The organism is Enterobacter hormaechei subsp. xiangfangensis (genome assembly GCF_001729785.1).
Classification (GTDB): Bacteria; Pseudomonadota; Gammaproteobacteria; order Enterobacterales; family Enterobacteriaceae; genus Enterobacter; species Enterobacter hormaechei_C.
Window position 1 is genome coordinate 3,256,501 of sequence record NZ_CP017183.1, and the last position, 14,256, is coordinate 3,270,756.

At 53.0% G+C, this 14,256-nt stretch carries 13 protein-coding genes and 6 tRNA genes; 11 read left to right on the forward strand and 8 right to left on the reverse strand.

Translation table 11 applies throughout. The annotated features are described in order from the left end of the window. Window positions 1-30 precede the first annotated feature (30 nt). The 3 genes from BFV63_RS15525 to BFV63_RS15535 all read right to left on the reverse strand — a co-directional run bounded on the left by BFV63_RS15525 (window position 31) and on the right by BFV63_RS15535 (window position 2,625). A complete protein-coding gene (locus tag BFV63_RS15525) occupies window positions 31-2,220 on the reverse strand; it encodes an EAL domain-containing protein (RefSeq protein ID WP_032659683.1) in 2,190 nt (729 codons plus the stop codon). Window positions 2,221-2,432: 212 nt separating this feature from the next. After that, a tRNA-Ala gene (locus tag BFV63_RS15530) sits at window positions 2,433-2,508 on the reverse strand. 41 nt (window positions 2,509-2,549) lie between these two features. Then, window positions 2,550-2,625 (reverse strand) — tRNA-Ala (locus tag BFV63_RS15535). 217 nt (window positions 2,626-2,842) lie between these two features. Here BFV63_RS15535 and BFV63_RS15540 point away from each other — a divergent pair. Then, window positions 2,843-3,202 carry a YfeC-like transcriptional regulator gene (locus BFV63_RS15540; protein ID WP_003861339.1) on the forward strand — a complete coding sequence of 120 codons (360 nt, stop codon included), beginning with the start codon at window positions 2,843-2,845 and terminating at the stop codon, window positions 3,200-3,202. Between the two features lies 1 nt (window position 3,203). Next, on the forward strand, window positions 3,204-3,590 hold the full coding sequence (locus tag BFV63_RS15545; protein ID WP_017383469.1) for a YfeC-like transcriptional regulator: 387 nt from the start codon (window positions 3,204-3,206) through the stop codon (window positions 3,588-3,590). Window positions 3,591-3,642: 52 nt separating this feature from the next. Here the strand turns inward: BFV63_RS15545 and gltX are convergent, their stop codons facing one another. Then, window positions 3,643-5,058, reverse strand: coding sequence for a glutamate--tRNA ligase (gene gltX / locus BFV63_RS15550; protein WP_003861336.1), 1,416 nt, complete (start codon window positions 5,056-5,058; stop codon window positions 3,643-3,645). A gap of 258 nt (window positions 5,059-5,316) precedes the next feature. Here gltX and BFV63_RS15560 point away from each other — a divergent pair. From BFV63_RS15560 to BFV63_RS15580, 5 genes are all read left to right on the forward strand, one after another. Then, window positions 5,317-5,392 (forward strand) — tRNA-Val (locus BFV63_RS15560). Window positions 5,393-5,433: 41 nt separating this feature from the next. Beyond that, a tRNA-Val gene (locus BFV63_RS15565) sits at window positions 5,434-5,509 on the forward strand. A 29-nt stretch (window positions 5,510-5,538) separates the two neighbouring features. After that, a tRNA-Val gene (locus tag BFV63_RS15570) sits at window positions 5,539-5,614 on the forward strand. Window positions 5,615-5,618: 4 nt separating this feature from the next. Further along, window positions 5,619-5,694: transfer RNA gene (locus tag BFV63_RS15575), tRNA-Lys, on the forward strand. Between the two features lie 137 nt (window positions 5,695-5,831). After that, the gene (locus tag BFV63_RS15580; protein ID WP_003861333.1) at window positions 5,832-6,173 is read left to right on the forward strand and encodes a FlxA-like family protein; all 342 of its coding nucleotides are present in this window, start codon (window positions 5,832-5,834) and stop codon (window positions 6,171-6,173) included. Here the strand turns inward: BFV63_RS15580 and BFV63_RS15585 are convergent. Next, a complete protein-coding gene (locus BFV63_RS15585; protein ID WP_003861331.1) occupies window positions 6,164-7,105 on the reverse strand; it encodes a LysR family transcriptional regulator in 942 nt (313 codons plus the stop codon). The two genes, BFV63_RS15580 and BFV63_RS15585, sit on opposite strands and share 10 nt — an antisense overlap. 89 nt (window positions 7,106-7,194) lie before the next feature. Here BFV63_RS15585 and BFV63_RS15590 point away from each other — a divergent pair, with 89 nt between their 5' ends. Beyond that, complete coding sequence (locus tag BFV63_RS15590) at window positions 7,195-8,190, forward strand: bile acid:sodium symporter family protein (RefSeq protein WP_003861330.1); 996 nt, start codon at window positions 7,195-7,197, stop codon at window positions 8,188-8,190. Here the strand turns inward: BFV63_RS15590 and BFV63_RS15595 are convergent. From BFV63_RS15595 to zipA, 3 genes are all read right to left on the reverse strand, one after another. After that, window positions 8,187-8,402: a DUF3820 family protein gene (locus BFV63_RS15595; protein ID WP_003861328.1), complete on the reverse strand. Its 216-nt coding sequence runs from the start codon at window positions 8,400-8,402 to the stop codon at window positions 8,187-8,189. The genes BFV63_RS15590 and BFV63_RS15595 overlap by 4 nt on opposite strands. A 1-nt stretch (window position 8,403) precedes the next feature. Beyond that, on the reverse strand, window positions 8,404-10,419 hold the full coding sequence (ligA, locus tag BFV63_RS15600; RefSeq protein WP_069597567.1) for an NAD-dependent DNA ligase LigA: 2,016 nt from the start codon (window positions 10,417-10,419) through the stop codon (window positions 8,404-8,406). A gap of 68 nt (window positions 10,420-10,487) precedes the next feature. Then, window positions 10,488-11,555 (reverse strand): cell division protein ZipA, encoded by a 1,068-nt coding sequence (zipA, locus tag BFV63_RS15605; protein WP_048240423.1) that lies wholly within the window; start codon window positions 11,553-11,555, stop codon window positions 10,488-10,490. A gap of 229 nt (window positions 11,556-11,784) precedes the next feature. Here zipA and cysZ point away from each other — a divergent pair, with 229 nt between their 5' ends. The 3 genes from cysZ to ptsH all read left to right on the forward strand — a co-directional run bounded on the left by cysZ (window position 11,785) and on the right by ptsH (window position 14,256). Further along, entirely contained in the window at window positions 11,785-12,546 is a 762-nt protein-coding gene (gene cysZ, locus BFV63_RS15610; RefSeq protein ID WP_003861323.1) for a sulfate transporter CysZ, read from the forward strand. Between the two features lie 163 nt (window positions 12,547-12,709). Continuing rightward, window positions 12,710-13,681: a cysteine synthase A gene (gene cysK / locus BFV63_RS15615; RefSeq protein WP_003861321.1), complete on the forward strand. Its 972-nt coding sequence runs from the start codon at window positions 12,710-12,712 to the stop codon at window positions 13,679-13,681. A gap of 317 nt (window positions 13,682-13,998) precedes the next feature. Next, on the forward strand, window positions 13,999-14,256 hold the full coding sequence (gene ptsH / locus BFV63_RS15620) for a phosphocarrier protein Hpr (RefSeq protein ID WP_000487600.1): 258 nt from the start codon (window positions 13,999-14,001) through the stop codon (window positions 14,254-14,256).

Consider the following 14,256-nt stretch of genomic DNA (forward strand, 5'->3'; position numbering starts at 1 on the left):
AAAAACCGGGAGTCCTCGCTCCCGGTTTTTTTATGCTTCCAGCGCCGCCAGAGGCTGGGGTTTACCAATCAAATAGCCCTGCAAATAATCTACGCCAAATCGCAACAACATCTCGCGTTGTTCAGCCGTTTCCACATATTCAGCCACCACACACAGCGATTTCGTTTTTGCCATGTTGCAAATGGACTGCACGATCATCGCATCCATGCTGTCGGTGCAGATATCTTTCACGAAGCAACCATCGATCTTAATGATATCGGCCTCCAGCCGCTTCAGGCGCTCAAAGTTGGCATAGCCGGTACCAAAGTCGTCTATGGCAATGCGGAAGCCGTAATCACGCAGCTGCTGGATATTTTTGATGCTGCTTCCCGAGTCTGAGAAAGCCTGTTCCTCGGTGATCTCAATGATGATATTTTGCGGCGCAATGGCGTAGCGTTCAAAAAGCGCGATGATCTCAGCCGCAATCTCATTTTGCATCAGCGTCAGCGGCATTAGATTGACGGAGAAGCGCGTTCCTGCACGTCCGGACGGATGGCTGCGCATCCACATCAGCAATTTTTCCAACACGTTCAGGTCAAACCGGTGGCTCAGGTTGAACTGAGCAATCAGCGGAATAAAGCGGTCAGGGGTGATGATCTCGCCATCGCTTTCCAGCCTGGAGAGGATTTCAAAGTACCCTTCTCCGCGCGCGTTGTGAATTGGCTGGGCGTAAAGGTGAAGACCGCCGATATCAAGGGCGCGTTTTATGCGGGCCAGCATTAGCACCCTGTCCGTCGTCTGACCAGAGACATCATCCAGACTGTTGGTTAACGCCAGAACGTTATGCCCGCCACAGGATTGCTCGGACAGCCAGCTCAGCTGACCCAGCGTGTGGTGCAGGCTTTCCCCATCCGGCACTTCGCCCCAGGAGGCGCCAAACTCAATGTCGAGCTCAGTCTTGTTCCAGACAATCTTACGGCTGTTCAGATGATCAACCATATATTGCAGACGTTCAGCCGTGCCCGGACCCAACAAGACCACCACCAGCTCACTGCCTGGCAACTGAAAGAGCTTCTCGTCTTTTTGCAATAACGGTTGCAGCGACGCGGTGATCATCTTTTTACAGTGTACACGCATGAGGATGCCGTAATGACGGCTCAGAAATTCCAGATTATCCAGGCGCAGGCAGCAGATTTTGGCTTCGGGATGGTGCTGTAAAAACACTTCCAGCGCACGAATGTTAGGCAGACCGGTGAGCGGATCGGTAAGCGCCCTCTCCTGCCACCCCTGTTTCAGCCATTCACTTTTCTGATAGATCCGCGACATGTAAAGCAGGCAGATGGCGAAAGAGATCAGTACCGACAAGATAAAGGAGAGCGAGTGGCCCGATTCAACGCCATTAAGAAAATTATAATTGTAGGTCAACAGCATGAGCGCCGAGGCCGCCCAGAGTAAAGAGATGAGCGCATAGCTCAGACGACCAATCCCCAGGGTAAAAAGAATAAAAACGATTGGCATCAAATAACCAGCAATAAACTGTGACTCGAAAGGCGCGCACAAAATAGCGATCATCGAGACCAACAGCATCAGCCACACAACGATAAATAACACTTTTTTGTGACAAAAGAGGGGCTTCACGCTTCGCCGCCAGAATGTTCGGGCATACCGGGGATTAATTATCATTCTTAACGGGTAGTAGAACATCATGGTGAAAATCAGGGCGGCACAAATCAGGCTTTGAATATCGATAACGTTATAAATTGCAGAGCCTTCGCCGAAATAGGAGGAGATTGTCACCGGAAAATCAAATAAATATCCCGCCAGATACATCGATAATTTGATGCCTACAGGAACCACAAATCCGAGCCAGAAAATACGTATACCGATGTACTTATTCGGGATGCTGTGTCGCCAGCGTTTGCCCAGCATCAGACGGATGACGCCACAGGCAGCGAAGACGGCAAACGTCTGACAAATTAATAACACGGAAGATTGTAGTAATGCTAAATCAAAGTAATAAATGTTAGTAACACTAAATCCAATCAGTAAAGGAATGATTGCCCGACGTCCAAATAACAATACGATGGCGAGCATGGCGCTTAAGGGCAACCACGCTAAATAAACATCATTTTCGTTGACGATAGCGCGCGGGGAGATATAACGGGAAAAGGGGATCGTAATCAGGCTTAACGCCAGGACAATCATAAATATTTTTACATTATTGTAAATTTTTCTATTCATTAATCCGTGTGATCTATTTAACCATCGTCTTATTGACCGGATGGATAATAGGTTTATTAATTGCACGAATCAAGTTCAGGTCTATTTATAGACTTGTTTATTGATTTGGATTGAGGTGATGTATAGAAAACGACATTGCTGGCAACAAAAAGAGTCTAAACATTTTACAAGATATAAAAAAAACCCCCGTCTTGCGACGAGGGTTTAAATTTTGGTGGAGCTAAGCGGGATCGAACCGCTGACCTCTTGCATGCCATGCAAGCGCTCTCCCAGCTGAGCTATAGCCCCACATGTTACTTTACCTACCGCACTCTGTTGGGTTCAGAGTTTGGTGGAGCTAAGCGGGATCGAACCGCTGACCTCCTGCATGCCATGCAGGCGCTCTCCCAGCTGAGCTATAGCCCCGTCGTAAAGCTGTCATGTTGACGGGCGGCATAATATGAATTCCGCCGCAGAGTGTCAACGGCAAATTCAACCTCCGCCTTTCAACCGCCGAAAAATCATGCAAATGAATCACTTTGCGAGCCTGCTCGCAGCCAGGAGTTAAGCTTGTCACGTTTTCACGTAAAACGGTGCTATAAAATGAACCACTAATTAACCCCACAGATATTCAGGAAATTGTATGATCAAGGAACGAATGACGCCAGAAGAGTTAGCCCTGCTGACTGGCTATAGCCGACAGACCATCAATAAATGGGTACGCAAAGAGGGTTGGATTACATCGCCAAAGCCAGGCGTTCAGGGTGGCAAGGCGCGTCTGGTACACGTCAATGAAAAAGTGCGCGACTTTATTCGCAGCGCGCGCAGGGCAACAGAGACGCCGGAACTGCCAGATACGTACCACGAGGGCTCGCTTCATGCCCTGCTACTGACGCTGGCGAATGAAATGACGCCGGAAGAGCAAAAGCAGATGACATCGCTGTTACTGCGGGAAGGGATTACCGGCTTGTTACAACGTTTAGGGATTCGCGACCAACGCTGATATGAAAAGATTACGCAGCAAAATGACCACGGAAGAGCTGGCGGACAGTCTGGGCGTAGCCCGACAAACCGTTAATCGCTGGATACGACAGAAGGGATGGAAAACGGAGGGTATCAACGGTGTAAAAGGCGGAAGAGCGAGGGTGATATGTATTGATGCGCACGTTAAGGAGCACATCATTAGCCTTCCTGCCATTCGTAACCGTCGGGCTGTTTACCATGTGGCGGAAAGCCCTTCCCACTACGGCGTGGCAACCTCATCCAGCCTGCTTCCACAAATTATCGACTCGCTGGAAAACATGACGACTGTCGAACAGGAACGTTTGCACAAGTTGCTCGCTCGTGAAGGGTTGCAGGGTTTTCTCACGCGTCTTGGTATTGCTGAATAACAGGCATAAAAAAACGGCAGGTTACCCTGCCGTTTTTTGTATTACACGAGCATTACTGCTGGCTTTCGCGCTCAGCAATAAAGTCCAGCGCTTTGTTGATACGCGCAACGCTACGTGATTTGCCGATGGCATGAACGGTCACGTCCAGCGCCGGAGACTGGCCTGCCCCCGTCACCGCAACGCGCAGCGGCATACCGACTTTACCCATGCCAATTTCCAGCTCATCAGCGGTAGCCTGAATTGCGTGGTGAACATTTTCCGCAGTCCATTCGGTAATGGCTTCGAGTTTGTCACGCACCACTTCCAGCGGCTGACGCGCAACCGGACGCAGGTGTTTCTTGGCCGCGTCGGCGTCGAACGCGTCAAACTCTTCATAGAAGTAACGGCAGCTTTCAGCAATTTCTTTCAGCGTTTTGCAACGCTCGCCAAGCAGCTTCACCAGATCCGCCAGTTCAGGGCCCGTACGGGTATCGATGTTTGCCTGTTCAATGTGCCATTGCAGATAAGTCGCTACATATTCTGGCTGCATGGTATTGATGTAGTGATGGTTCAGCCACAGCAGTTTGTCAGTGTTGAACGCGCTGGCTGATTTGCTCACCGAGTTCAGAGAGAACAGCTCGATCATCTCTTCGCGGCTGAAGATCTCCTGGTCACCATGAGCCCAGCCCAGACGCACCAGGTAGTTCAGCAGCGCTTCCGGCAGATAGCCGTCATCACGGTACTGCATCACGCTCACCGCGCCATGACGTTTGGACAGCTTTTTACCGTCGTCACCGTTGATCATTGATACGTGCGCATACACCGGTACAGGCGCGTTCAGCGCTTTCAGAATGTTGATCTGACGCGGGGTGTTATTGATATGGTCTTCACCACGGATCACGTGAGTGATTTCCATATCCCAGTCGTCCACAACTACGCAGAAGTTATAGGTTGGCGATCCGTCAGTACGACGAATGATGAGGTCATCCAGCTCCTGGTTGCTGAATTCGATCGGACCACGGATCTGGTCATCAAAGATAACAGAGCCATCCTGCGGGTTAGCAAAACGCACTACGCAAGGCTCATCAGCAGCATGCTCGCTGTGGTCATGGCGGCAACGACCGTCATAACGCGGTTTTTCGCCTTTTGCCATTTGCTCTTCGCGCAGCGCATCCAGACGCTCCCTGGAGCAGTAACACTTATAGGCCGTGCCTGCCACCAGCATCTCGTCAATTACGGCGTTATAGCGGTCAAAACGTTTGGTCTGGAAGTATGGGCCTTCGTCCCACGCCAGATTCAGCCAGTTCATCCCATCCATAATGGCTTCAATTGCTTCCGGCGTTGAGCGCTCCAGATCGGTGTCTTCAATACGCAGCACAAACTCACCGTTGTTGTGACGTGCGAAAAGCCAGGAGTAGAGAGCGGTACGTGCACCACCGACATGCAGATAGCCTGTCGGGCTCGGCGCGAAGCGAGTTTTGATTTTCATGAAATGGCCTTACGTTATAAAGATGCCGGTAATCGGCAAATTCCGGGAAGAAAACAATGGGCAATATTCTATCACTGTGGGCCGATTCCTCAATGTCGATCACTTTATCCGGTTCGAGATTGCTGTTTTTGTTTATAAATCATGCGCCACAGTCCGTTTTGCGATCGTTTTGACTAATTTTACGACGAACGAATAAAAACTTTAGAAAATGCGTTGACTCATTTTCAACTCTCCCTATAATGCGACTCCACACAGCGGGGGTGATTAGCTCAGTTGGTAGAGCATCTCCTTTACACGGAGGGGGTCGGCGGTTCGAGCCCGTCATCACCCACCATCTACTTCGGTAGACTCGCAGTGTAGATAAGAATTGAGATTGGGCGATTAGCTCAGTTGGTAGAGCATCTCCTTTACACGGAGGGGGTCGGCGGTTCGAGCCCGTCATCGCCCACCATTCTCACCTTATCGCAGCAGTTCCGAAATGGGCGATTAGCTCAGTTGGTAGAGCATCTCCTTTACACGGAGGGGGTCGGCGGTTCGAGCCCGTCATCGCCCACCATTTCGGGTCGTTAGCTCAGTTGGTAGAGCAGTTGACTTTTAATCAATTGGTCGCAGGTTCGAATCCTGCACGACCCACCAATGTAAAAAAGCGCCCTAAAGGCGCTTTTTTGCTATCTGCGACATAGCACATCCCCATTGCAGCCAGACCGCTTGTTTTACTCAAGCTCACGCCTTCTTTGCCGATACCTCTATTTTATGGCGAAAAGGATCTCAATATGACAACTCTTAAGCCCGTTTCTCTGTCGGCGATGGAAATCGGCAGCGTAGATAACAGCTCCGGCGGAAACGACATTGCTTCTCAAATCACCCGTCTGACCAAACAGATAACGAAAGTCACTCAGCAGCTCAAAGAAGTGGCCATGGGTGATGCCACAGCAGAAGAAAAGCAAAAGCAGCAAGAATTACTCGAATCTCAGCTGGCTATGTTGCAGGCACAGCTGGCGCAATTGCAGCGTCAGCAGGCCGAAGAGGCGATGCCAAAGCAGGAAAAAGGTGAGGCAGTCGCGGAAGGCATCAATAAGCCCTCCGCAGAACATCAAATTAATATCTACGTCTGATTATTGGTTTCGTTAAAAAGTGGATCGCGTGTGCGGGCCTCCATCAAACGTTCGGCCTGCATACGCACCACATCCCAGCAGGCATGCGCCGCGCCGGAAAGAGACCTGTTTTTACGGCGTACCAGCATCAGCTGGCGTTCGACACAGGGTACGAAACGCTTCACCGTTAAACGACTCCCCTGCGGCAGTGGCAGCGCCAGCGCCGGCAGAACGCTGATGCCAATCCCCGCTTCGACCATGGGGAACAGCGTGGCAGGATGCCCGATCTCCTGCACAATGGTTGCCTTAACACCCTGCGCGGTCAGTGCGGCATCTATCAGCGGGCGGCTGCCTGATGCATAATCCTGTAACACCAGGTTTGCCCCCTGCAAGGCCTGCCAGGCCACCTGCGGCAGCGATGCCAGAGGATCATCATCGCGGCAGAGCAATAAAAAGGGCTCCGAGAGTACCACTTCACATTCCAGGTCGCTTACCGCTCCGGGATCAATAACGATGCCAAAATCCACATCCCCCTGACGGATACTCTCAAGTACCCACTGCTGCGGCCTGTCATGCAAAACAAAATCAATATCCGGATAGCGGTGATTACTTTCAGCGATGCACTGGGGAATAAGATGCGCCGAAATCGTCTGGCTCGCCGCCACTCTCACGGTGCCGGAAAGCTGTTGGCCGAGCCGGCCGACATCCCTGAGCGTACTGTTCAGTTCATCCAGCAGCCTCTCCAGACGCATTGCCAGCTGCTGTCCCGCTTCGGTGAGCACCACTTCTCGCGTCGTGCGGTCGAGCAGCTTCACGCCCGTTTGCGTTTCAAGCTCCTTAACGCTATGGCTCACCGCCGACTGGCTGAGGCCAATGATCTCCCCTGCCCGGCTAAAGCTGCGGGCCTGCGCGACGGTGACGAAAACGCGAAGCTGACGTAACGAATAATTCATCTGTTTAATTCATGAATGGATGCAATAAATCAATTTTATTTCTCAAAGGGAAGAAAGCACAATAGCGGCATCTGTTTTCAGGAGTGATTATGAAACTTTTTCGTATCCTTGATCCGTTTACGCTGACCCTGATTGGTGTCGTCTTGCTGGCCTCGTTCTTCCCGGCGCGGGGCAGTTTCGTTCCGGTTATTGAAGGACTGACCACGGCAGCCATTGCCCTGCTGTTCTTTATGCATGGCGCCAAACTCTCCCGGGAAGCCATTATTGCAGGCGGTAGCCACTGGCGACTGCATCTGTGGGTAATGTGCAGCACTTTTATCCTCTTCCCGGTTCTGGGCGTGCTGTTCGCCTGGTGGGCGCCGGTGAATGTCGATCCGGCGCTGTATACCGGTTTCCTTTATCTGTGCATTTTGCCGGCCACCGTGCAGTCTGCAATTGCCTTTACCTCGCTGGCGGGCGGTAACGTCGCGGCGGCGGTTTGTTCTGCTTCCGCTTCCAGCCTGCTCGGGATCTTTGTTTCACCGCTGCTGGTCGGTCTGCTAATGAACATGCACGGGGCGGAAGGCAATCTGGAGCAGGTGGGTAAAATTTGTCTGCAACTGCTGCTGCCGTTTGTGCTCGGACACTTATCCCGTCCCTGGATTGGGGAGTTTGTGGCGAAACATAAAAAATGGATCGGGAAAACGGACCAAAGCTCCATTCTGCTGGTGGTTTACACGGCCTTCAGCGAAGCCGTGGTGAACGGCATCTGGCACAGGGTGGGTGCTGGATCGCTGCTGTTTATTGTGGTGGTAAGCATCGTTCTGCTGGCCATTGTCATCGCGGTTAACGTCTTTGTGGCCCGCAAATGCGGCTTCAACAAGGCCGATGAAATCACCATTGTATTTTGCGGATCGAAAAAGAGCCTCGCCAACGGGATCCCGATGGCCAATATCCTGTTCCCGACGTCCGTCATTGGGATGATGGTGTTGCCGCTGATGATTTTCCATCAGATCCAGCTGATGGTGTGTGCGGTACTGGCGCGGCGTTACAAGGCGCAGACTGAAAAGCTGGCGCAGGAAGAGACCCACGCCGCGAAAGTTTAAGGACGTTTCAGGGGCTGAACCAGCTGGGTCAGCCCCTCTGTTTTGATCAGTAACGTGATAGCCATCAGCTCGCCCAGACGCCCGGCGGGGAACTCATCCTTACGGGCAAACCACAGCAGATACTCTTCCGGTAAATCAATCAGCCTGCGACCCTTATATTTACCGAACGGCATCTCTGTATTGGCGATCTCAACGAGCTGCTCTTTTTCCACGTCACTCTCCTAACAGGCGCATCATTTCCGCTTCGTCGATTATCTCGATGCCAAGCTCCTGCGCTTTTGCCAGCTTCGAACCGGCCGCTTCCCCGGCAATCACCAGGTCGGTTTTCTTCGATACGCTGCCCGCCACTTTTGCCCCCAGCGCCACCAGGCGCGCTTTCGCGTCATCGCGTGAAAGCTGACTCAGGCTGCCGGTCAGCACCACCGTTTTACCGGCAAACGGACTGTCGATCTCTTCGGCATTAACCACTACCGGTGCGGGCCAGTGAATGCCCTGTTCCAGTAATTTACCGATCACTTCACGGTTGCTCTCTTCGGCGAAGAAGTTGAAAACGTGGGTGGCGACCACAATGCCGACATCAGGGACTTTCTGTAGCTCGTCGATGGTGGCTTTCTCCAGCGCGTCCAGCGTGCCGAAATACGCCGCCAGCCCTGCCGCCGTCGCCTCTCCGACTTCACGAATGCCGAGCGCGTAAAGGAAACGGGCAAAGGTGGTGTTTTTGGCCGCCTCGAGCGCGTTAACAATGTTCTGGGCAGATTTCGGTCCCATACGATCAAGACCGGTCAGCTTACCTGCCGTCAGGGTAAAGAGGTCCGCAGGCGTATGGACGTACTCTTTCTCAACTAACTGGTCGATAATCTTGTCACCCATTCCGTCCACGTCCATCGCCCGGCGGGAGACGAAGTGCTTCAGGGACTCTTTACGCTGCGCGCCGCAGATTAACCCGCCCGTACAGCGCGTTACCGCTTCACCTTCCACGCGCTCAACGTCAGAACCACATACCGGACAGTGGGCTGGAAACTCGATGGCACGGGTGTCGGCAGGACGTTCAGACTCCACAACGTTAACCACCTGTGGGATCACATCACCCGCGCGGCGAATCACCACTTTGTCACCAATTCGCAGCCCCAGACGCGCAATTTCATCGGCGTTATGCAGCGTGGCGTTACTTACCAGCACGCCAGCCACCTGCACAGGCTCCAGACGCGCCACAGGCGTAATGGCCCCCGTACGTCCGACCTGAAACTCCACGTCGCGAACGAAGGTCATCTGCTCTTGCGCCGGAAACTTAAAGGCCACCGCCCAGCGTGGCGCACGTGCCACAAATCCCAACTGTTCCTGCAACGCCAGCGAATTAACCTTGATCACCACGCCGTCAATATCAAACCCGAGCGTGGGACGATCCTCTTCAACCTTGTGATAGAACGCCAGCACCGCCTCCGGAGAGTCGCAGAGCTGCACGCGGTTGCTTACCGGTAATCCCCACTCTTTGAACTGCATTAAACGCCCCAGGTGGGTATCTGGCAGGTCACCGCCTTCCAGGATCCCGACGCCGTAGCAGAAGAAAGTAAGCGGTCGCTTCGCGGTGATACGCGTATCGAGCTGACGCAGCGAACCTGCCGCCGCGTTACGCGGGTTAGCAAACACTTTCCCGCCGGTACGGCGCGCTTCTTCGTTGATCTTCTCGAAGCCCGCCTGCGGAAGGAACACTTCCCCGCGCACTTCCAGCCGGGCGGGAATGTTATCGCCACGCAGTTTCAGCGGGATCGCACGAATAGTGCGCACATTGGTGGTGATGTCTTCCCCGGTAGTGCCGTCGCCGCGCGTTGCGGCACGCACCATCACGCCGTTCTCATAAAGAATACTGACGGCCAGACCATCCAGCTTTAGCTCGCAGCACCAGCTCAGATTGTCGACGCTCTTCAGGCGATCCTGCACGCGCTTGTTGAAAGCCAGAAAACTCTCTTCATCAAACACGTTATCCAGCGACAGCATCGGCACTTCGTGGCGCACCTGGCTGAAAGCGCCCAGCGGTTTCGCACCGACGCGCTGCGTTGGAGAATCGGGCGTAATCAGTTCGGGGTGCTGCGCTTCCAGCTCGCGCAGTTCACGCATCAGGCGGTCATACTCCGCATCCGGCACTTCCGGTGCGTCCATAACATGATAGAGATATTCATGATGGCGAAGTGTGGTTCGCAGTTCAGTAAGTTGTTGTTCGATTGAGTCCATATCGCACCATCAATGAGAAAAACCCCCGACAGGCGGGGGTTGAGGAGGAGTTGAAGTTAACGCGACGATTACGCGTTCGCTTCCTTAACTTCGCGGATGCGGTCCTGATACTCGCGCAGTTTCTGCGGCGTCATCATTCGACGCTGATCGTCGAGCACCACACCGCCCACTTCGTCGGCGATGTGCTGAGCGGACTGTAGCATCAGCTTAAAGTTTTGCAGCTCGTCACCGTAGGACGGCACCTGCATAAAGATCGTAACGCCTGGCGTGACGAAATCACCGGTCATTTCCGGGTCAAACGTGCCTGGATTGACCATATTGGCCAGGCTGAACAGCGCCGGACCGCTGCCGTCAGGACTCAGGTGGCGATGGAAAATATTCATGTCGCCGAACTTGAAGCCTGCCTGTTGGATGCTGTTAAGCAGCACATCACCGTTCAGATGGGTGCCATGATGAGCAGCCACGTTCATAATGATCACCGCTTCTTTACGCTGCGGCTTTTCAACAACCGGTTCTGGCTCTGCAACCGGCTCTGGCTCAGCGCGCGGGGCGGGCTGTGGCGCAGGCGGTTCAGGCTGCGGCTGCGGTTGTTGTACCGGCTGCGGCTGCTGAACAGGCTGTGGCTGATGCACTGGCTGCGGCTGCTGAACAGGCTGTGGCTGATGCACTGGCTGCGGCTGCTGAACAGGCTGTGGCTGATGCACTGGCTGTGCAGGCTGTTGGACAGGTTGCGGCTGTACAGGCTGTGGCGCAACGGGCTGCTGTTGCACAGGCTGGTGCGGCGGATGACGAACAGGTTCTTCCACTGGCGGCGGCGCTGGCTGGCGCGGCTGGGCAGAGGCATACGGTGGTTGATACTGGTGCTGCGGAGCGCGGGGGGCTTCATGCTCTCCATGCGCTGCGCCGGGCGCAGTATTGACCCGATGAACACGAACTTCACCCACGCCGTCGTCGTCAAGACCGTCGATGTCGTCTTCAACGTCATCGTCGTCACGACTGGACTTCATGCGCTTCAGTGGACGATCGCGAAACATAGAGGAACGCTCTTTACGGCTGGTCCAGAAACCATGTACCAGTAAAGCGATTATGGCGATCGCGCCAACAATGATTAATATCAGACGCAAATCCTGCATCATTATATTCTCTGTTGTTCTAACACCTTGCCACCACGGCAAACATTTACTCACTAAGAGTATTTGCCGTTTACGTCAAGTGCAAGTGTATGCAGAGCATTCACAGCATAAAGATGAACTAAATCGTGCTTTTTGCTGGTTTTTCGAACATTTCCGAACTGGTCATTGGCCCGTAACTGGATAATATAGGCGGGCAATTCCACTGGTTGTGTAAAAAGGAGTACAGCCTGGTATGGTTTCAACATCTTCTTCTGCCCCACGCAGCGGGGTCTGGTACTTTTCTCAGGGCTGGAAACTGGTCTCCCTGCCGGGCATTCGACGCTTCGTTATTTTGCCGTTACTGATCAACATTATTCTGATGGGCGGGGCCTTCTGGTGGCTGTTCACCAGACTGGAAACGTGGATCCCTTCCCTGATGAGCTATGTGCCGGACTGGTTACAGTGGCTAGACTACCTGCTCTGGCCGATTGCGGTTATCTCCGTGCTGCTGGTTTTCGGCTATTTCTTTTCGACGATAGCAAACTGGATAGCCGCGCCGTTCAACGGTCTGCTGGCCGAACAGCTTGAAGCGCGCCTGACCGGTGCGACGCCACCTGACACGGGCGTATTGGGGCTCGTGAAAGATCTCCCCCGCATCATGAAGCGTGAATGGCAGAAGTTCGCCTGGTACCTGCCGCGGGCGATTGTGCTGCTTATCCTTTATTTTGTACCCGGGATTGGCCAGACGGTCGCGCCCGTGCTGTGGTTCCTGTTCAGCGCCTGGATGCTCGCTATCCAGTACTGTGATTATCCGTTCGATAACCACAAAGTGCCGTTTAAAGAGATGCGCACTGCCCTGCGCACTCAGAAGGTTGCCAATATGCAGTTTGGCGCGCTGACCAGCCTGTTTACCATGATCCCTTTCCTGAATTTGTTCATCATGCCCGTTGCCGTATGCGGCGCGACGGCGATGTGGGTGGACTGCTACCGTGCTAAGCACGCGTTATGGAAGTAATGCAAAAATGTGTAAAAGAGGGGTGGCTTATGCCGCCCCTTATTCCATACTGATCCCCATTATTTCCTTGCAGCATATAGATATGCGATTTCCTTACTTCCCCATACCTGTTCAACAGGTATGCTGGGTCGGTATCCCAATTTCATACAGTTAAGGACAGGCCATGAGTAAGATTTATGAAGACAACTCGCTGACTATCGGTCATACGCCCCTGGTTCGACTGAACCGTATCGGTAATGGACGCATTCTGGCGAAGGTCGAATCTCGTAACCCAAGCTTCAGCGTTAAATGCCGTATCGGTGCGAATATGATTTGGGATGCTGAAAAGCGTGGCGTGCTGAAACCTGGCGTTGAGCTGGTTGAACCCACCAGCGGCAATACCGGTATCGCTCTGGCCTATGTTGCGGCGGCGCGTGGCTATAAGCTGACGCTGACTATGCCTGAAACCATGAGCATTGAGCGTCGTAAGCTGCTGAAAGCGCTGGGTGCGAACCTGGTCCTGACCGAAGGCGCGAAAGGCATGAAGGGCGCGATTCAGAAGGCCGAAGAAATCGTCGCCAGCGATCCTGCAAAATATCTGCTGCTCCAGCAGTTCAGCAACCCGGCCAACCCGGAAATTCATGAGAAAACCACCGGCCCGGAAATCTGGGAAGATACCGACGGTCAGGTTGATGTGTTTATCTCCGGCGTAGGCACCGGCGGTACGCTGACCGGGGTGTCTCGCTATATTAAAGGCACGAAAGGTAAAAAAGATCTGATTACCGTTGCCGTTGAGCCAACCGACTCGCCGGTTATCGCTCAGGCGCTGGCAGGCGAAGAGATCAAACCAGGTCCGCACAAAATCCAGGGTATCGGGGCTGGCTTTATTCCAGGCAACCTCGATCTGAAGCTGATCGATAAAGTGGTCGCCATCACCAATGAAGAAGCCATCTCTACGGCGCGTCGCCTGATGGACGAGGAAGGCATTCTGGCGGGTATCTCTTCCGGTGCGGCGGTTGCGGCAGCGCTCAAACTGCTGGAAGACGAAATCTTTACCAATAAGAACATTGTGGTTATCCTACCGTCTTCGGGTGAGCGTTACTTAAGCACAGCACTGTTTGCCGATCTCTTCACAGAGAAAGAACTGCAACAGTGATGCCAGCATGTTAAAAACGCGTAAAAAAGCACCTTTTCAGGTGCTTTTTTGTGGCCTGCTTCAAAGTTTTACCCCTCCTGGCATTGCTTCACCCCGTTGGGTCTGGTATTTAAACCAGCAATTATTTTGATGCGCGAAATTAATCGGTGAACGAAATAGCGCTGCTGAATCGATTTTATGATTTGGTTCAAGTCTTGCTTTCACTGCATAATGTTTAATGACGATTGAAACGTCAGCGCTAACTATACAGGCTAAAGTTAAGTCGCCAGGCTAGACTTTAGTTCCACAACACTAAACCTATAAGTTGGGGAAATACAATGTTCCAGCAAGAAGTTACCATTACCGCTCCGAACGGTCTGCACACCCGCCCTGCTGCTCAGTTTGTTAAAGAAGCGAAAGGCTTCACTTCTGAAATCACTGTGACTTCCAACGGCAAAAGCGCTAGCGCAAAAAGCCTGTTCAAGCTGCAAACTCTGGGCCTGACTCAGGGTACCGTTGTTACCATCTCCGCTGAAGGTGAAGACGAGCAGAAAGCAGTTGAGCATCTGGTTAAGCTGATGGCTGAACTCGAGTAA